The 18,753-nt window shown below is 51.0% G+C and carries 15 protein-coding genes; 8 read left to right on the forward strand and 7 right to left on the reverse strand.

Going from position 1 to position 18,753, the window contains the following annotated elements:
• Positions 1-124: 124 nt before the first annotated feature.
• From phnE (AC0YNV_RS07700) to AC0YNV_RS07730, 7 genes are all read right to left on the reverse strand, one after another.
• Positions 125-931, reverse strand: coding sequence for a phosphonate ABC transporter, permease protein PhnE (gene phnE / locus AC0YNV_RS07700; protein ID WP_475767157.1), 807 nt, complete (start codon positions 929-931; stop codon positions 125-127).
• A complete protein-coding gene (gene phnE, locus AC0YNV_RS07705; protein WP_475767159.1) occupies positions 928-1,743 on the reverse strand; it encodes a phosphonate ABC transporter, permease protein PhnE in 816 nt (271 codons plus the stop codon). Before phnE (AC0YNV_RS07705) ends, phnE (AC0YNV_RS07700) begins: the two co-directional genes overlap by 4 nt.
• Positions 1,740-2,513, reverse strand: coding sequence for a phosphonate ABC transporter ATP-binding protein (gene phnC, locus AC0YNV_RS07710; protein WP_475767160.1), 774 nt, complete (start codon positions 2,511-2,513; stop codon positions 1,740-1,742). The genes phnE (AC0YNV_RS07705) and phnC overlap by 4 nt, the downstream gene beginning before the upstream one ends.
• A 126-nt stretch (positions 2,514-2,639) precedes the next feature.
• Entirely contained in the window at positions 2,640-3,635 is a 996-nt protein-coding gene (locus tag AC0YNV_RS07715; protein WP_475767346.1) for a phosphate/phosphite/phosphonate ABC transporter substrate-binding protein, read from the reverse strand.
• 293 nt (positions 3,636-3,928) lie between these two features.
• Positions 3,929-4,690 (reverse strand): IucA/IucC family C-terminal-domain containing protein, encoded by a 762-nt coding sequence (locus AC0YNV_RS07720; RefSeq protein WP_475767162.1) that lies wholly within the window; start codon positions 4,688-4,690, stop codon positions 3,929-3,931.
• A 37-nt stretch (positions 4,691-4,727) separates the two neighbouring features.
• Positions 4,728-5,741 (reverse strand): ABC transporter substrate-binding protein, encoded by a 1,014-nt coding sequence (locus AC0YNV_RS07725; RefSeq protein ID WP_475767163.1) that lies wholly within the window; start codon positions 5,739-5,741, stop codon positions 4,728-4,730.
• Between the two features lie 311 nt (positions 5,742-6,052).
• Positions 6,053-7,852, reverse strand: a complete 1,800-nt coding sequence (locus AC0YNV_RS07730) for an ABC transporter substrate-binding protein (protein ID WP_475767165.1) — start codon at positions 7,850-7,852, stop codon at positions 6,053-6,055.
• A gap of 247 nt (positions 7,853-8,099) precedes the next feature.
• Between AC0YNV_RS07730 and AC0YNV_RS07735 the strand changes: the two genes are divergently transcribed.
• From AC0YNV_RS07735 to AC0YNV_RS07770, 8 genes are all read left to right on the forward strand, one after another.
• Complete coding sequence (locus AC0YNV_RS07735; RefSeq protein ID WP_475767166.1) at positions 8,100-9,077, forward strand: SDR family NAD(P)-dependent oxidoreductase; 978 nt, start codon at positions 8,100-8,102, stop codon at positions 9,075-9,077.
• A 208-nt stretch (positions 9,078-9,285) separates the two neighbouring features.
• Positions 9,286-9,714 carry a GtrA family protein gene (locus tag AC0YNV_RS07740; RefSeq protein ID WP_475767167.1) on the forward strand — a complete coding sequence of 143 codons (429 nt, stop codon included), beginning with the start codon at positions 9,286-9,288 and terminating at the stop codon, positions 9,712-9,714.
• Between the two features lie 373 nt (positions 9,715-10,087).
• A complete protein-coding gene (locus tag AC0YNV_RS07745; protein ID WP_475767348.1) occupies positions 10,088-11,584 on the forward strand; it encodes an extracellular solute-binding protein in 1,497 nt (498 codons plus the stop codon).
• Entirely contained in the window at positions 11,577-13,361 is a 1,785-nt protein-coding gene (locus tag AC0YNV_RS07750; protein WP_475767169.1) for a cache domain-containing sensor histidine kinase, read from the forward strand. Before AC0YNV_RS07745 ends, AC0YNV_RS07750 begins: the two co-directional genes overlap by 8 nt.
• A 53-nt stretch (positions 13,362-13,414) precedes the next feature.
• The gene (locus tag AC0YNV_RS07755; RefSeq protein ID WP_475767171.1) at positions 13,415-15,028 is read left to right on the forward strand and encodes a response regulator; all 1,614 of its coding nucleotides are present in this window, start codon (positions 13,415-13,417) and stop codon (positions 15,026-15,028) included.
• A gap of 187 nt (positions 15,029-15,215) precedes the next feature.
• On the forward strand, positions 15,216-16,172 hold the full coding sequence (locus AC0YNV_RS07760; protein WP_475767173.1) for an ABC transporter permease: 957 nt from the start codon (positions 15,216-15,218) through the stop codon (positions 16,170-16,172).
• 18 nt (positions 16,173-16,190) lie between these two features.
• Positions 16,191-17,114, forward strand: a complete 924-nt coding sequence (locus tag AC0YNV_RS07765; RefSeq protein ID WP_475767175.1) for a carbohydrate ABC transporter permease — start codon at positions 16,191-16,193, stop codon at positions 17,112-17,114.
• 130 nt (positions 17,115-17,244) lie between these two features.
• On the forward strand, positions 17,245-18,753 hold the full coding sequence (locus tag AC0YNV_RS07770) for an extracellular solute-binding protein (protein WP_475767177.1): 1,509 nt from the start codon (positions 17,245-17,247) through the stop codon (positions 18,751-18,753).

An 18,753-nucleotide genomic window follows, 5' to 3' on the forward strand; every position in this document is an offset into this window, starting at 1 on the left:
TAAGATGAGATGCCTGAGCGGCGCAGTGGGAGCACGCCACGAGGTACATCAAAGAGCATCCCATTAGACGCCGAGCTAAAGAAACCGTCCGTTTCGCAGCAGGCGGAACGAACGGTTTCTTCTCTTAAACTAGTCTCTTCCGGATTGCCCCCGAGAGATAATCGATGATCGTGATCATGATTACGATACCAAGCAGAATGATGCCGACGCGGTCCCAGTTGCGCGTACTGAGTGCAAAGATAAGCGGCGTGCCGATGCCGCCGGCACCAATGACCCCCAGTATCGTGGCGGAGCGCAAATTGATCTCGAACCGGTACAGCGTATAGGACAGGAAGCCCGGAAGTACCTGCGGAATGACCGCGAACCATAATAATTGGAGCCGATTTGCGCCCGTAGCAATCAGTGCTTCCACCGGACCGCGGTCGATACTCTCGATCTCGTCGGCGAACAGCTTGCCCAGCATCCCGACCGAATGCAAGCCAAGCGCCAGAGCGCCTGCGAAGGAGCCGGGCCCGACCGCCTTGATGAACAGGATCGCCATGACAATCTCGGGAAAGGTCCGGATGAAGCTGAGAATGATTTTCCCCGTGCCGGACACTGTCTTGTATTGGCTCATATTGGCAGCCGCCCAGAATGCGAACGGGATGCAGATCACGGTGGAGATAAAAGTGCCCAGGACGGATATCGCGAGCGTATCCAGCAGACCGCGCAGCAGATCCTCGCCATCGGGCAAATAGACGAAGTCCCAGTCCGGCGAGAATATGCCGGTCGTGATCGACTTCGTAATCTGCCAGGCCGTCTCCTTGATTCCCGTGAACGGAATATCGGCGAAAGCCCATATATAGACGGCCGCAAGCGCCGCATAGATAAGCCAGCGATATCGGCTGCGTCGCGGTTTGCGTAGTCGTTGTGCTTCTGTTTTCGTCGTCATAGCAGCTTCTCCCTCAGCTTGGTGCTCGCATAATCGATCAGCAGCACGACAGCCAATGTGAAAAGAATAATAACGCAAGTCTTGTCATATTCCAGGAAGCCGAGCGTTACATCGTAGAAATGGCCGATCCCTCCGGCACCGACGAGCCCAAGTACCGCAGCAGCCCGAACGTTAATCTCGAAGGTATACAGCGTAAACGAGACAAAATGCGCCTGAATCTGCGGTACGACGCTGTACATGATACGCTGCGAGCGGTTAGCGCCAACGGCGGTCATCGCTTCCAGCGGTCCGCGGTCGATTCCTTCGAGCGCCTCATAGGTCAGCTTGGCGATCAGGCCCAGCGAGAAAACGGCGAGAGCCAGGATGCCCGGCGCGGGACCGATGCCGAAAATGGCAACGAAGATCGCCGCAAGCAGCAAGTCCGGGATGGTGCGGACCAGATTATGCAGGAAGCGGATCGGATAGAAGAGCCACCCGGTTCCGGCGATATTGCTTGCGCACAGCAGGGCGACAGGAACGGCCAGAATGGCGCCGATCGTCGTGCCGATAACCGCCATGCGTATCGTCTCCAGCATGGCAGCCACAATATTATCGAAATACGACCATCTCGGCGGAAACATTTCGCGAAGCAGATCCAGCATATTCGGCAGGCCTTTGACAAGCTCGCCAATCGTCGCTTCTGTCCTCGCGGCGCTTCCCCACAACGCCGCCAGCACGACTGCCGCCGTCAAGTAATGCTTGTATCTTCGGGGCGGCTTCGGACGCTCTGCGCGGGGTTGTGCGCTTGCCTTCACATTCGCCTGCAGGCTCATACGACAAGCTCCCCGATCAGCTCGTCCGTCATAACCGGCCTGCCGTAAATTGCGGCGAACCTTTCATCCGTCGCTTCCGATACGGGTCCGTCGAAGACGACTTCGCCTGCCCGGAGCCCGACAATCCGCGTCGCGTATTCCCGGGCCAGATCGATAAAGTGAAGGTTGACGATCGTCGTAATGCCAAGCTCCTGATTGATTTTTTTCAAATCGTCCATGACCTGCTTCGTCGTCAGCGGGTCGAGGGAGGCAACAGGCTCATCGGCCAAAATAATTTTCGCTTCCTGCGCAAGGACACGGGCAATTGCAACGCGCTGCTGCTGTCCCCCTGACAGCTCGTCCGCCCGGGAATAGGCCTTCTCCACAATATTGACTCTCTCCAGCGCCTTGAAGGCCAGGTTGACGTCATGCTCCGGGAAGCGGCCAAGAATGGTCCGCAGCGTGGAATGGTAGCCAACCCGGCCGGCCAGCACGTTGCGGAGTACGGTCGAGCGCTTGACCAGATTAAAGCTCTGGAATATCATGCCGATATCGCGGCGGATCATCCGCAGCTGCTTGCCGCTCGACTGCGTGATCGAACTGCCGTCGATCAGGATGTCGCCTCCGGAAATATCGTGCAGCCGGTTGATCGAGCGGAGAAGGGTGGATTTGCCTGCCCCGGACAGCCCGACAACCGCGACGAACTCGCCTTTGCCGAAGGTCAGATTGATGCCGTTTAGTCCCTTTGTTGCGTTCGGATATGTCTTGTACACGTTGCGCAGCTCTATCATGCTTAAGTTCCTTCCTTTTCGTTAGAGAGTCGTAACAATGGGACAAGCCAGCACGCGCGCTGTAAGCGAACGTACTGGCTTGTCCAGCCGGGTGCAGAACCGGCTTGCCGAAAGAGGCGCGAGAGCTTACTCGGTTTTCACTTTTTCACCATATTGGCGGACAATCTCGAATACGCTGTCGTCGGATTTGACATAGCCTTCGTGTGTATAGATCTCCTTAATAATGTTGTGGCCTTCCGGATCGGTGCCGATATCGATGAACGCCTGCTGAATTTTCGCCGTCCAGTCCGCGTTCATATCGGAGCGGACCGTTACGGTGTCGTTCGGTATCGGCTCGGTGAAAGCCAGGACGCGGGTATCCTTGAATACATCCGGATAGTCCTTCAACACGGTATTGCGCGCATCCTGAAAAATAGCGGCAGCGTCGACATCCCCGTTCAGCAAAGCAATTACGCCCTGGTCATGGCCTTTCACCGTAACCGGCGTTACGTCGCTCAGCGGATCGATGCCGTTATCCATCAGCTTGCCTGCCGGCCACACATAACCGGCCGACGAAGTGACATCCTGATAGGCGATACGTTTGCCCTTCAGATCCTTTACTTCTTTGATATCAGAATCCGCCTTGACGATAATCATCGATTTGTAGAAATCAACCAGTTCAGCCGTCGGAGCGCCGGTGTTGTCGTCAACGCCGAAACGCTGCGCCTGCAAAATAATATTGGCCGCCCCTTTGTCTTTGGCGATGACGTAAGCGGTAGGGGGGAGGAATCCCACGTCTACCTGCTTGGAAGCCATGGCCTCAATAATCGTGTTGTAGTTGGTGGAAACACTCACTTTTACCGGGATGCCCAATTTGTCGCCCAGCAGCTTCTCCAGCGGTTTCGCCTTCGCCTCCAGCGTATCGGCGTTCTGCGAAGGAACGAATTGAACGGTCAGCGTTTCGGGAACATAGCCTTCGGCTGACTTGCTTGCTTCAGTCGTATCGGCAGGGGCAGAAGTCTCTTCGCTCGTCGCCGCAGGCACTGCGGAGTCGCCGCCATTATTGCCGGCGGTACCGTTGTTGGCGCCGCAGGCGCTAAGCAATAACGCGGACAGCAGCAACGGAAAAGCAAGAACATGCATTTTTCTCAATTCAAACCCTCCAGATATTTACTTTTTTCTTACACTTGTCTACTATAAAATACTTTTATTAACTGTTGGTAATCGCCAGAAGAAGGGTTTGTAAATGTTGGAAAATAACCGGGGGACTATTGCCAAGAGGAATGGGGAGGGGGAGGCCAGATGCAATCAGACCAACTCCGCAGTTATAGCAGGGAAGCACGGCTGACCGACAAGCAAAGCGCCGCCCGGTGAACCGGGCGGCGCTGATTTTATAATGCATATGCTGTTAAGCGATGAACAACTACTTGCATCCGTTAGTTTTTCACCTTCGGACAGTTAGAGCAGTATTCCTCGACACTGGAGACCTCATAGTAAAAGCAGCAGGTTTTGCGGACACGCATAGGCGTATCAGTGACAGTCGAGGAAACCGGGTTGCCATAAAAGAGGCTCAGCGGATTTTGTTTCTCCCCGAACAGGGCGCCAGGAGCCTGATGAATCAGGTATTGAAAGTCTGCCCGGCCGCGGGCTTGCTCCTGCTGATCCCCGCTTGCGCGGATTCGTTTCTCGTAGAGCGAAAACACACGAACCGCGGCATTCTCCCATAAAATCGGTTTGGGCACCTTGGCCACGCCAGACATGATCTGAATGAGTTTGCCCAGATTACCGGCGAAATAACTTTGAATTACCGTATCGCGCCAAGCATGCCGTTCGCTTGCTTCGGGCATCGCCGCATTGACGTCGGCAAGACTGACAAGCTCCAGCCAGGAGAGGCCAGGGGTCGATTCGAGCAAGCAGTTCCCGGCCGATACATCCAGCCCCCTGTTGTACGCGGACATGGCGTACAGCAGCGGAGCGGCGGTTAAGAAGGCATATCTTTTCATAAACTGAGAAGCTGTAATCATCCGCGAGGGAGACTGCAGCTGCACGGTCAATTGATCCAGATAATCGGAGCATCTCGCTTCATCGAGCAGGTCCAACACTCTCACCGAATTCCTATGACGGGTCGAGGCATGCTCACACATGCCAAAATGTCCGCTCAAGTATTTCCATTCCTCCTGCATGAGCCGGGACTGCATGTTCATTCCCCCCTTTGGATTCCAGGCTCAAACGGACTTAGTTAAGCGCATCAGCAATCTGATCGACAACCAGGTTGATGGCAATAGGGCCATAATAACCGATCCACTGTGCCGTATTCTCCACATAGACGCGGCTTGCCGTCACTGCGCTCAGACTTTTCCAGATTGAGGTGTTTTGAAATTCAGCCGTCAGTTCCGTGTTCGTGTCGTCCTGAAGCAGAAACATGTGATCGGCAGCAAGCTCCGGCAGGACTTCAATCGAAATCATCGTGCTTGTATCTGTGCTGTTGACTGCCATTTTGGGAGGAGTCAGACCCAGGTCATCGTATAAAATTTGTGCGGTTCGATGCGATGTCGTATGGAGACGAATCATTTTATCCCTGGGCCGGATCAGAGCGACCGTTTGGTCTTTCAATTTGTCGGCCAATACGGTCTTCAGGTCGCTCACTTTCTGTTTGTAATCATCAACCAGCTTCTGCGCCTCTTCCGGCTGATGCAAAATTTGCCCGAATTTCAACAGTACGGTCCGCCAATCCTCATTGCGCTCCAGCACAAGCGTCGGTGCGACTTTCTGCAAATCGTCATAGATCTTGTCATGGAACTCCGTGGCGATAATGAGATCCGGCTGAAGTCCGATGATTGCTTCCAGATTGGGTTCCACATATGTTCCGACTAACGTGACATTGTTCATCTTTTCGCCCAAATATTCAGGGAGCGCATTGTCGGTTTCGGCCACTACACTGCCAAGCGGCTGCTTGCCCAGTGCCAGCATTTGATCCGCATACTGGACGTCCAGCACGACGATTTTCTCCGGTACCTTATCGAGTGTGATCTCGCCCCGCAGACCCTGAATGGTCACCGGCGCTTCCGGCGCGGGCTCCGCTGGGGCGTTGGTGTTTCCAGCCCCGTCAGTATTGGCCTGCGTTTGATTCGCCGCTGCTTCTCCAGTATTATTGCCGCCTTGATTGGTACTGCTCGAGCACGCCCCCAGCAACATAACCAAAGCTGCTAACAAGCTAATGGTCCATACAAAATTGATTTTTCGATACATACAACAAGCCCCTCCGATTTCTAATTGATAATGATATTCAACATCACTTACAACACTATAACGACTCAGGCTGTCCTCAGCAATGGATGCTTGCGACAACCGCAATGGATTATGGCGACATGAGAAGTTGCGGTTGTCGCCGTACTCCGACAGCGCGGCAAGTTCCTTAGACCCGTGAAATATTAACAAAGTATGAGGAAGAGTTAACCTTTCTTCTATTACAAAAAAACACTGTTGAGGATCGGCGGATCCGGATTCAACAGTGTTTGTATAAGAAGCGAATTGACGTATCGCCTGTTATAGCTTGCGCTTTACGACAAAACAGGCTGTTTTGCATTGAGGAACACTTCCGCCACCTGGTCCACCACCCGATTCATCGCAATAGGGCCGTAATAGGCAATCCACATGCTCACTTTGGCGTGATAAACGTGATGCTGCTGCACGGCCCGCAGACTTTTCCAGGTAGTCGTATTCTGAATCTCATCCGCCCATGTTTGAAATTTGTTGTCGGTCAACACAAAATAATGGTCGGCGTCCAGCTCCGGCAGCCCCTCCAACGAAATCATTGAGCTGGTCCGTTTGCGCTGTACGGCTTGCTTCGGCGGATGCAGCCCCAGATCGCTGTATAAAATCGCCGCCGTACGGTGAGCGCTTGTATGCAGCCTTATATTGTTATCCCGCGGACGAATTACGGTTACCGACTGTCCATGCAGCTTCGCTGCCAGAACCGATTTCAGCCTGCCGACTTTATGTTTGTACTGCTCCAGAACCTGCTCCGCCTCCAGTTCCTTGCCCGTAATACGCCCGATGATTCGCAAGGTTTCTCTCCAGTCGCGGTTCCGCTCAAACATGATGGTCGGCGCTATTTGCGCAAGGCTTGCATAAATATTCCTCTGGAACTCGGTGCAAATGATCAGATCGGGGGCCAAAGCACGAAGTGCTTCCATATCGGGTTCATCCTTCGTCCCCAAGGTCCGGAGCGCGTGCTGCTTGCCGATCAGATACTCGGGAAAGCTGCTTGAATCCCCGCTCACCATGACACTTCCGGCCGGATGTTCTCCCAATGCCAGCATATGGTCCATAAACTGGGGATCCAGCACGGCAATTTTCTCAGGCTGTCGCTGAAGCGCAAGCTCGCCTTTAAGATGAATGACCGTACGCAATGAGCGGCGGATCGCAGTATCCAGCGCATCTGTCCATGCCTTCTTTTCATTGCGGTCTGCCGCCGGCTGAAGCTTGATCACTGCATTTTTATCCGGTTCATCTTCTCTGGACTGCAGCATCCAATCCCGATACGTGCTAGGTGAAACGCCCGTAGAACGTTTAAATAACCGGCTGAAATAGTAGCTGTCCACATAACCGACTGCTTCGGCGATATCCTTGAGCCCTGCATTCGTATCCAGGAGCAGTTCCTTGGCCTTGTCCATGCGCACCTGCAGCAGATAGTCGATCGGCCCAAGCGCCAGCCGCTTTTTGAACAGCCGCTGGATCGTCCGGGAGCTGCAATTCAAGAGCGCCGCAAGTGTGTCTGCTGTGATCGGCTGGGCATAGTTATTATCCATGTATCTTGCTGCCTGCAGCACCAAATCGGGTGAAGCCTGCTCCAGTCCATCATGCTGCTGCAATTGCTCCAACAGCTCGCAAACGAACTGATAAAATAACGATTTCACCCGCAGCTTCGCCATCGCTCCAGGCTGGTTCCATTCCTGCTCCATGCGGGACAAGGCAGCGAGCAGAGGGGCCGCATGAATGGCCGCAAAACCATATTGGATATCAAACGGTTCCGTGCGGTCCAGCAGCTGAAGCAGATCCTGACTGCATGGCAGCGGAAGAGCGGCTTTATACTGAATCATATAATATTCCAAATGTTCGGCGATATCCGTAACAGCCAGAACTGTGTCTTTGCCGGCGTGGCAAACATATCCATTCTCCACAAGCTGCTCCTCCCCGTTCAGCAGCAGCCGGGCACGGCCTTGTATCGTGTAAAACAAAGTGCTCACCGGGAGCCGAGATGCGTACAGCTGCCCGCCAATCGGCAGCTCGGCACGCTTCACCTCCATTATTTTCAACGCTGCATGGTTCCAAAGTAAAAGATGGTCTTCCAAAATCATAATAGCCTATCAACTCCTGAAGAGGGGATGGAGGATGAATAATAATGATAATCAATATCACTGCTATTATACAATAAAACGGATGAGATAGGGGTAAAGAAAGTATTCACATCAACGATTCTAATGGACGAAATCTTTAGCAAAAAAAAACTCTATTTTAGTGATTGACCAATCAATAACTGAATGATATGATGAATTCAAGTTAGTGATTGACCAATAACTAAACCATAGAAAAGAGGAAATTATAATGGAAAAAGCAATAGTAATTGGCGCAACGGGCGGGACGGGAGCAGCGATAACGGAGGAGCTGGTCAAACGGGGGATACGAACGATTGCCTTTGGGCGTTCACGCGAGAAATTGGAACGGTTTGCCAATATGCTTGGCAAGCCCGCGCATTTGACGCTTGCCGTAGGGGACGCAATGCGCCCTGACGATATTGCAGCTCAAGCAGACGGCGCGGGCGTATTGTTCCATTGCGCGAACGTTCCTTATCACGAGATGGCAAGCAAGCTGATTCCGCTGGGCGAATCGGTGATGGAGGCGGCAGAGAGGCTTGCGATTAAAGTGGTCGCGATTGACGGAATCTATCCTTATGGGAGAAAAAAGATGGATCTTGTGACAGAAGAGCATCCCAAGCAGCCGCATACGAAAAAAGGAAAAGCCCGCCTGGACTATGAACGGATGCTGTTCAGCAAGCGGTGGAGCAGGTCCAAGGTCATGATTGTCCGCCTGCCTGATTATTATGGACCAACAGCTAACGAAGCCTCGTATCTGGGTTCAACCCTGGATGCCATCGCTGCCGGTAAAATGGCTTTTTTCGTCGGCAACATGTGTGTTCCACGCGAATTCATCTACTTGCCGGATGCGGCCGCCATGGTTGCCGAGCTGGCAGACAAAGATTTTGCTTACGGGCAGAACTGGAATATACCGGGAGCCGGGCTCATATCGGGACGAGAGATCGTACGGATTGCGCAGGCGGCAAGCGGCCGTGTTAAACCGGTCATTCCTCTGAAAAAATTAGGTTTATCGCTGCTGGGAATTGGCGTGCCCGTCATGAAAGAAGTCGTGGAGATGCTTTATTTAACCGAAGAGCCGCTGACGCTGAGCGGAGACAAATTCAAACGGTTAATCGGGCCTATCACCGCGACACCGTTCCAGGAAGGGTTGACCACGACAATAATGGCCTTGCAGGAGAGCAATCATCCCTTGCATAACAGTAATTGATTAACCAATAGCAATACAGGCGATTCCAATCAAGCGGGAGGAAGGCGGGGCAGAGTGAAGAGCGTGATTCGCCTTTACACATAGCCGGGATCTCGTATAGGATAAGGATAGGGAGCCCTCCGCCTAGAGACGGGATAAGGCGCTTCCCATCCATTATTCGGCTTGTTTATAAAAGATGCTGAAAATTCGAGATGTAAGGAAGTTTCAAATGACACTTTCCAAGGCGCAGGAGGCCGTCAATCAATTTACCAGGTTTGGTATTATCGGGGTTTGCAACGGGGCACTCGACTTGCTTGCATTAAATCTGCTGCTGTGGATATGGCATGGACACACGGTGCTGGAGCTCACGCTCATCAATACCTTTGCTTATGGACTGGCCGTTCTGAACAGTTATTACTGGAATTCACGAATAACCTTCAAGAATGAAGCCTCATACTCAACGAAGGAAAAAATAAAATTTTTCGCCCAGGCTGCTGTAAGCCTGGTCATCAGCAATCTCGTATTTGTGATATCTGCCCGAATGCTGGGGCATTATGCTATTCCCTTGTGGATTATCGACAATACATCGAAGGGATTGTCCATGCTTCTGTCTTCAGCCTGCAGCTTCTTTTTTATGAGATATCTGGTATATAAGTAATAACAGCACGCTATAAATGAATGTGAACTCAAGCGGAATACCGCTTGAGTTTTTTTGTTTTGGTTATCAGGGACCGGATGGATAACGGCAGCTTCAAAGCTGTAACATGGGCCACTCTTGTGTCAGTATATCTGCCATGAAAAGACAAGAAGGACAGGCATTTATGAACGAAAGAAGGGGATATTTTCCTTTCGTCGAATTATCGTTTGGAAAGATGCTGCCGTTGACCCTAATTCAGAACCACTGTCTGTATCCTATTAATTGGAAGGAGTGAAGAACGATGCTGGAAGATAAGACTCGAGCAAGTGCCTCTGCAACAAAGTTAAGGAGATGCGGGATCAGGACCGTCCAGTGGAAAATCTTATTGTCTTCAATGCTCGCAGCCGCTGTGTGTTATATGTGCACCGGCTGTGAATTATCTGGCCAGACAGGAAAGAATAAGCCTGCTGCTCAAGACGAATCTGCTATATCCATTGTCATTAGCAGCCTCGGCATGACCTTTCCCGATGGAATGGATGAGAACGACAATCCATATTTGAGCTATATCGAGACCAAGAATGATTTGGATATCAAGGTAACCACACCTCCTCCGGAAGTCTATGAGGAGAAGCTGGATGTCATTATGTCGTCAGGCAATTTGCCGGATTTGCTCCATACCTACGATCCTGTCTGGTTTAATCATTATGCCAAGCAAGGAAGCTTTATCCCCCTCGATGGGCTGATTGATCAATACGGACCCAATCTCAAGAAGAAAATTAAGGATGAGGTATGGGACAGAGTGCGATACAACGGGAAAATCTATGCCATCCCCAGCTTGAACGAGGTCATTGGCAATGAGATTATGTACGCCCGCAAGGATTGGCTCGATCGGGTGGGGATGAAGCCGCCTGTCACACTGGAGGAATATTACAACGTTATTAGAGCTTTCACCAGGGATGATCCCGATGGCAACGGCAAAGCAGATACAGTGGGACTGACCCTGATGACCGACATGAGCCGGTCTGCCCCTTTCTTCGGGGCATTCGGCACGCAGCTGGACTCCTGGTTCGAGAGGGATGGCCAGCTCGTGAATGGCAGCATTATGCCGGAGACCCGGAAAGCGCTTGCCTTTCTCGCCCGTTTGTACCAAGAGGGGCTGCTTGATCGCGAATTTCCCTTAAATCTGCATAACAACTTGTATGAGAAGGTAGAGAATGGCAAGGTTGGGCTGTTCTCGGCGACCTGGTACGACACCCGCGGTCCGATTGCCGCCAATATGAAAAAAGATCCGGATGCGGAGTGGATTGCCCTGGATTATCCTACAGGTATCCATGGAGAGAAGGGAATAAAAAATCAGGATAATATACGCGGTTACAACGTCATTCCTGTGGGGACGAAACATCCGGAGCTGGTTATCAGGATGCTTGATTTTATAGCAGGCGACTACAAGAACCTGAAGCTGGGATTTGAGAATCAGATCTGGACGATGGAGAACGGGCGGATGGTAACGGATTTTGCCATGCATGACAAGCATCTGTACAGAGGGATCTATCAATCATTAGTGGACGTGCCGGATCCTGAATTATTCAAGGAAAGGCTGGACTCGCTTGGCGATTTTCATCTGTATGACAATCTGCAGACGATTGAACAGAATCTCATAAAAAATGAATTTTACGGCATCCCCACACCGGCCATGAGCCAATATAACAAACAGCTGGGCGATCTGCAGGAGGGATTAATCAAAATCATTATGGGGATTCAGCCCCTGGAAGCGTTTGACTCATTTGTGGAGCAGTGGAAGCAGCAGGGAGGGGACGAGATAACCAAAGAGGTGAATGAATGGTACAGGAAACAAAGGGATGGCGAAAGGGGCAGGGAATGGGATGAATAAAATGCTGCGCTGGATCGCAGAACGTTACTCCAGAAATATACAGACCCGTCTTACCGGCTATTTTCTTCTTATCCTGCTTCCGCTGGTTGTAGTCAGTTTGTTTGCCATCGAGAAATCTCGGGAGATTCTCTACGAACAAGCGGTTGAGCGAACGCAGGTCGCATTGTCCTCCACGATGGATTATATTGATCTCGCCTTGCAAAATGTAGAGGAGATATCCAGCGTTATTGCTGCCGATCCCAGCCTAATTGAACTGTTGAACAAGAATGACTCCAATCTGTCGCCGGAATCGATCCTCGACTTCTCGCTTATTCTCAAGCAGCTATCCAATTTGATTTCCGTCAATCGATTTGTCTCAGAAATTTCGATCTATCATCAGGCTTCCCATATGCTCATCTCTACTAATTTCGGAGGCCGCCGGATATTATCGGAGCCTCAGCAGGAATGGCTGGTGGAGGCTTCCCGGAGCAACGGGACGGGACTGCGCTATATGCTGGCAGATGCGCATGTTGCGGAGGGGATGACGCTTGGCAGCTTGTTGAATGCCGATAGTCTATTTCTTGTCCGTTCCATGGACTTGTATAATTCGGACCGCAAATCCAATCTCTTGATTGTGACCTTTAACAAGAACAAGCTGCTGAGCGCCATCAAGACGCTGCTCCCGACGGCAAGCACCCGGATTGATTTGCAGAATGAGAGGGGCGAGGTGGTAGCGGGTACCAGCAGTTCAGAGAACATGAAGGAACAGCATATTTTGGACAACGAAATGGCCGTTACGATTGATTCTGAGTATTCACTCTGGCAGCTTACCCTGGTCCAGCCCAAGAAAGAATTGTATGAGGAGACCGACCAGCTGCGTATGTTTACCTATACGATTATAGTAATCAGTATCCTTCTGGCTGTTGGTATATCGTGGGTAGTGTACAGCGGCATCGCCTCCCCCGTACACAGGCTGGCACGCGGAATGAAGCAGCTCGGCAACGGCAAGCTGGATATCAGTCTGGAGAACAAACGGAAGGATGAATTCGGATTTCTGATCGATTCGTTTAATCAGATGACGATTTACCAGAAGCATCTCATCGAAGATCATTACGAGCAGCAGCTACGGTTAACCACCACAGAGCTCAAATTTCTGCAATCTCAGATCAACCCGCATTTTTTATATAACACGCTGGATTCCATCTATTGGATGGCCAAAAATTACGATGCGGAGGAAATAAGCGAGATGGTCATGAACCTGTCCAGGTTCTTCCGTCTGAGCTTGAATAAGGGCAAAGAAGTGTTCACTATCGAGGAAAGCCTGGTCCATCTCCATTATTACATCCGGATCCAGCAGCTGCGTTTTCTGGACAATTTCACGGTGGAGTACCATATTGCGGAAGAGTGCAAAGCCGCACTGATTCTGAAGCTGATGCTTCAGCCGCTGGTGGAGAACGCCATACTGCACGGCATGGAGGGAAGATCCGGCGGAGGGCTGCTCAGCATCAGCAGCTGGGTGGATGACAAACCGTTCTTAAACATCAGCATCCAAGATAATGGTTCCGGCATAGAGGGCAAGCGGCTTCACTACATTCAGAACGAATTGAAGAGGATGGGGCTGCGCAGCTTTCCCTCCTTGTCTCAGGATGAGGGAAACGTGAAGGATCTGTTCGGCCTGCGTAATGTGTATACCAGAATGCAGCTCTATTATGGCAAGCAGTCGGCAATGACGATCCAAAGTATTCAGGGAGAAGGGACAACTGTCACCCTCTCGATCCCCCTGGACCGCTGCAGGTAGAACTTCTTGCTTAGACACTGCTGCCACAAATAAACGGAAGGAGAAGAACCCATATGAATTTGATGATTGTGGAGGATGAACCGCGCTTGCGCAATGCGCTGGCCCATAATATACGATGGGAGGAACATGGGATTGACCTGATAGGACTGGCATCGAACGGGCTGGAGGCGCTGCAGCTGGTGAAGCGCAATAAACCGGATATCATGATTATCGATGTGCAGATGCCTGAGATGGATGGATTGACCCTGGTCCGCAGGCTGCAGGAGCAGCAGGAAACGAAGTCCTTTATGAAGATGATTATATTGAGCGGACATGATAATTTCGCCTTCGCACAGGATGCGATGGAGCATGGGGTTTCCCGGTATTTGCTGAAGCCGGCAGGCGAAGACGAGATATTGGAGGCAGTTCTCGAAGCCAGGAAGCAGCTCCAGGAAGAGTGGGAGCAGTGGCAGAGCAAGGCGGCGCTGGAGCAGAAGTGGAAGGATCATCTGCCTATCCTGCAAAATAACTTTTTTCAAAACTGGGTCAATGGAAAGCTTACCCCCCTGGAAGCATTAAAGCAAAGCAAAGATTTCTACATTGAACTGAAGGAAGACGACCGGATCGCCGTAGCCGTTGTCGATCTTGATCCGATCCCCGACGATGGCAACCCGCGGTTCACTCCTCAAGACAGGCCGCTGCTGCAATTTACGATGCAATGCATGGCAAACGAGTTATTATCCCATCCATCCTGCTGGGTCAGTACGGACGGCGATCATCATCTGCTGCTCGTGTTCATCGCGAAAGCCGCTCAGTCTCCCAATGAAGCGATGCTTTTCTTTAATTCGGCGGTCGTCAAGCTGTTATCCCAGACGAAGGCTGTGCTCAAGCTTACAGCAAGCGCCGGCATCTGCTCCTCCGCAGGAAGCCTGGAGGAGATGGAGCTGCTGTATGCGCAAGCATGCAGAGCACTCCAGGAGCGGATGGTGTACGGACCTGATATTGCGATCCCGTATCGGGAGGTGCCTGAGCGCAGCCCGCATACTCAGTTGGCTCATCAAAGCCTGGAGAAGACATTGGAAATCGCCCTGGAAACCGCTGATGAGCACAAAGCGATGGAAGCATTGGCCGGTTTGTGGGAGGAAGGGGCTAAACAATTCGAATCGGCAGATGAAGTACATGAAGCGGTGCTGTATCTGAGCAGCTTGTTTGTCCGGATCATTCAGAAGCAAGGCTGGATGGTCAGAAATGTGGTCGGGGATGACTTCATCTATTTTCAAAATCTGAAGCTGCTTCAAACACAAGTGCAGACCTGGTCATGGTTAGCGCGCATTGTGAGGCATATCACCACATTCAGGCATAATCAACGGAGGACGACCAGCAATCAAATGGTAAGAGAGATTCTGACGATACTGGATCAGGAAATCGACCAGGAAATAACGCTGCATACCGTTGCAGATCGGCTGTATGTCAATTCATCTTATCTAAGCCGGCTGTTCAAGCAGGAGATGGGGGTTGCCTTCTCCGCCTATGTGCTGGAGCGCAAGATGGAGCGGGCCAAGGCCATTTTGCTGGAAGGATTAAAGGTATATGACGCGGCCCGCCTGGTTGGCTATCGCGACGTCAGTTATTTTACCAAAGTGTTCCGCAAATACTGGGGCGTAAACCCCGGCGAATGTAAACCTTAAACCCCGGACACAAACCTGAATCCTCTTCGACAGAGGGGTTCAGGTTTTTTTTCGATGCCGGCGCCAGCCCGAAAATTTCGAGAAACTAAACATCAGATTACCAGAAATAGTAATGACACTCGCCTACTCATTGTGGTGATCGGAGTCTACAATTTGAAGTACAACACCACTTAAAAGGGGGATTAATATGAAGCCTGCGACAGATAAGCTGACGCCAACCCATCCCCGCCGGAGCTATTGGATGCGGCTGTGGTCGGATATATGGCGGGAATGGGATCTGTACTTATTGCTGGTCCCTGGCATTTTGTTTATTCTGCTGTTCAAGTATACGCCAATGTACGGGATTATTATTGCCTTCAAGGATTTCAATATTTTCACCGGCTTTGCTGACAGTCCCTGGGTAGGAGCCAAGCATTTTGAGAAATTGTTTACCTCGCCTGATTTTGCCCTTGTATTCAAAAATACAGTGATCATCAGCCTGCTGAAAATCGGCATTTTGTTTCCTCTTCCCATCATTGTCGCACTGATGCTCAATGAGATGCGTCATGTCCTCTTCAAACGAACGGTACAGACCGTCATCTATCTGCCTCACTTCTTGTCATGGGTTATTGTCGGCGGACTGTTCATCGACCTCTTGTCGACGAACGGAGGAATTGTAAACAAGCTTTTGGCCGCCATGAATCTGGAGCCCATCTCTTTCTTTCTCGACAACAGCTATTTCCGCAGCGTACTGGTCGCTTCAGCGGGGTGGAAGGAGACGGGATGGAGCACTATTGTCTACCTGGCGGCTTTTTCCAACATTGATCCCATGCTCTACGAGGCTTCCAAAATCGATGGAGCAGGGCGGCTGAAGCAGCTGTGGCATATCACCCTGCCGGGGATCGCGCCCATTATCATCCTGATGTTTATTTTACGCCTTGGCAATATTCTGGAGGCAGGCACCGAGCAGATTCTGGTTATGTACAATCCAGTTGTGTACAAGGTTTCGGATGTTATCGGCTCTTATGTGTACCGGATGGGTCTGGGCAATCAGGATTACAGCTTCACAACGGCGGTCGGCATGTTCGAAGCTGTGATTTCATTTACGCTCGTCATCACGGGCAATGCCTTAAGCAGAAAATATCTGCAGCGTGGAATCTGGTAAACAAGAGGAGGAAAGCGCATGAACAGCCGTTCGGCAGTCAAACAAGGAAGAGCAGCGGCCCAAAACGGGGAGATTAAAAGCTCTTTAGCGGAAAAGGCTTATGCCATCTTCAATTATATCTTTTTTGTCCTGATGGGAATCACGACGCTGCTTCCCTTCGTCAATCTGATCGCCAAATCCTTCAGCAGCGAAGAGGCTGTGATTTCGGGGAGGGTAGGCTTGCTGCCGGTAGGCTTTCAGTATGGCACTTACGGCTATGTCCTGCAGGATGAGATGTTTCTTAATTCCTTGAAGATTTCGGTCCTCTTGACGGTAACGGGAACGATACTCAGCTTGCTTTTGACGACAATCACAGCGTATCCGTTATCCAAGCTCCGGCTAAGGGGCAGAAAATGGCTGCTGCTGATGTTCATTTTCACGATGCTCTTCAGCGGCGGGCTGATTCCCACTTATCTGCTTATGAATAATCTGAATCTGGTCAATACGTTCCCGGTATTGTTCCTGCCCGCAATGGTGAATGTCTTCAACATGCTGATTATCAAAAACTATTTCGAAGGACTGCCCGAATCGCTGGAGGAATCGGCCAAGCTGGACGGAGCGGGAAACATCCGGATATTAACGTCCATTATCCTTCCCCTGTCGATGCCGGTGCTTGCCACGATTGCCTTATTCTTTGCCGTCGCCTTCTGGAACGATTATTTCACCTCTATGATCTACATCTCAAATCCTGCGTTGAAGCCGCTGCAGCTGTATTTGAAGGAGCTGTTCGTGTCCTCGGGAGGAGAATTCCTTAAGGATAATGTGGATGCGGCATTGAATACCACTCCCCAATCCATCCAGGCGTCTTCGATCCTGTTGGCCACGATTCCGATCCTGCTCGTCTACCCCTTCCTGCAAAAATATTTTGTAAAAGGCGTTCTGGTAGGCTCAGTCAAGGGTTGATTCTGATTAGCTTAAGGATGGTGATGCCGCTCCTATTGCAGCTTGGCTTGCCTGTTGAAGTCAGGGATGACGATATTGAAGAAGTTATTCGTTAATTACTTAAGAGTCTATCATTCAAGGAGGTTCAAGCATGATGAAGAAATCAGCACGCCTTGCCCTTATTCTCGGATTAAGTTTAGCAGTCGCCGGCTGCAGCGGTTCTCCGAATTCAGACCCCGCTGCAACTCCCGCCGCAGGGAATAACGAAGGGGACACTAATAGTCAGCAGGAAGGAACGAAACCGGGTCTTCGCATGATTATGCAGTACAGCTTATTCGATCCAAACAAAGAGTACACCGGCCAATACATCAAGGAAAAAACGGGATATGACATTGAATATGAAATGCTGCCTGCTGAGAATGCGGATGAGAAGCTGAATCTGCTGGTGGCCGGCAATGAAAGCTTCGACCTCATGAAGCTGAATGCTGCCCAGTTCTATAATCTGGCTACAGCCGGAGCTCTTGAACCGATTGACGAGCTGCTTAAAGAACATGGTAATTATATTAATCAGGCCATCAAGCCCGAATCATGGGGGAGCGCAACGATTGACGGCAAGATCTATGCGCTGCCGGAGGCGGGAGCAGGCGTCAGTATCGGGGAGGAGCTGGTTATCAGGCAGGATTGGCTCGATGAGCTTGGCCTCGAAATCCCTTCCAATACGGATGAACTGTACACGGTACTCAAGACGATCAAGGAGAAGAAAAAGATCATTCCGCTTACAGGCAGCAAAGATTCGATCTATGGGGATATCGCCGCAGCCTTCGGCGTGCTCACGGACTGGAAGGTAGTGGACGATAAAATTGTCCACAAAGCCGAGCAGCCGGAGATGAAGGAATTTCTCGCTTATATGAACAAATTGTACAGTGAGGGTTTAGTGGATACAGAAATGCCTCTTAATACAGCGGCGAAAGCCATTGAGAAATTTTCCGGCGGTCAGGCCGCCGTCTACAAACTGGCCTGGTGGAATGCAGGCAATACGATTAATGCGCTCAGCAAGAATTTCCCTGATGCGACTGTATCCGTCATCCCGTACTTAAAGAACAAGGAGGGAAAAGCGTCTATAGGAGCGGTCGCCAATACCACCTGGTTCATTGCCATTCCCAAAGCCTCCAAACATAAAGAGGATGCTATGGAGCTGTTGAACGCCAAGCTTGAGCCGGAAACCTTCAAGGGAATGGCGATCGGTATCGAAGGCGTCCATCACGAGGTCAAGGATGGAAAATATTATCCAATATTGCCTAAATTCAACGATGATCTGAACAATGCCAGCGCATTCATGACCGGGGTAGATGAAGAGAATTATCCTGTTTATTGGCAGGCGCGTGTACGCAAAGACCCCGTGCTCCAGGCCTACTATGAAGATTTTCAGAAGAACTCGGAAGGAATTGTCGTTGTCGATCCTATGTCCCTGGCTCCGCCTATCGAAGCGATATCCAAAAACACACTGAAGCTGAACAAGCTGCTGGACGATAATGTACTGAAATTTATTGCCGGCTCGGAGCCTCTGGACAGCTATGATCAATTCCTGGCTCAGTGGCGCGCTGAGGGAGGCGCTGATATGGTTAGTAGCGCCAATGAATGGTACCAGTCGACGAAATAA

It is taken from the genome of Paenibacillus sp. JT31N11, assembly GCF_056269285.1.

Coding starts and splice junctions, on each gene's coding strand:
- AC0YNV_RS07720 (WP_475767162.1), bottom strand. CDS start 4,690: ATGCAGTCCCGGCTCATGCAGGAGGAATGGAAATACTTGAGCGGACAT.
- AC0YNV_RS07750 (WP_475767169.1), top strand. CDS start 11,577: ATGAATAAAATGCTGCGCTGGATCGCAGAACGTTACTCCAGAAATATA.
- AC0YNV_RS07715 (WP_475767346.1), bottom strand. CDS start 3,635: ATGCATGTTCTTGCTTTTCCGTTGCTGCTGTCCGCGTTATTGCTTAGC.
- phnE (WP_475767159.1), bottom strand. CDS start 1,743: ATGAGCCTGCAGGCGAATGTGAAGGCAAGCGCACAACCCCGCGCAGAG.
- AC0YNV_RS07735 (WP_475767166.1), top strand. CDS start 8,100: ATGGAAAAAGCAATAGTAATTGGCGCAACGGGCGGGACGGGAGCAGCG.
- AC0YNV_RS07730 (WP_475767165.1), bottom strand. CDS start 7,852: ATGATTTTGGAAGACCATCTTTTACTTTGGAACCATGCAGCGTTGAAA.
- phnE (WP_475767157.1), bottom strand. CDS start 931: ATGACGACGAAAACAGAAGCACAACGACTACGCAAACCGCGACGCAGC.
- AC0YNV_RS07755 (WP_475767171.1), top strand. CDS start 13,415: ATGAATTTGATGATTGTGGAGGATGAACCGCGCTTGCGCAATGCGCTG.
- AC0YNV_RS07745 (WP_475767348.1), top strand. CDS start 10,088: ATGCTCGCAGCCGCTGTGTGTTATATGTGCACCGGCTGTGAATTATCT.
- AC0YNV_RS07765 (WP_475767175.1), top strand. CDS start 16,191: ATGAACAGCCGTTCGGCAGTCAAACAAGGAAGAGCAGCGGCCCAAAAC.
- AC0YNV_RS07760 (WP_475767173.1), top strand. CDS start 15,216: ATGAAGCCTGCGACAGATAAGCTGACGCCAACCCATCCCCGCCGGAGC.
- AC0YNV_RS07740 (WP_475767167.1), top strand. CDS start 9,286: ATGACACTTTCCAAGGCGCAGGAGGCCGTCAATCAATTTACCAGGTTT.
- AC0YNV_RS07725 (WP_475767163.1), bottom strand. CDS start 5,741: ATGTATCGAAAAATCAATTTTGTATGGACCATTAGCTTGTTAGCAGCT.
- AC0YNV_RS07770 (WP_475767177.1), top strand. CDS start 17,245: ATGATGAAGAAATCAGCACGCCTTGCCCTTATTCTCGGATTAAGTTTA.
- phnC (WP_475767160.1), bottom strand. CDS start 2,513: ATGATAGAGCTGCGCAACGTGTACAAGACATATCCGAACGCAACAAAG.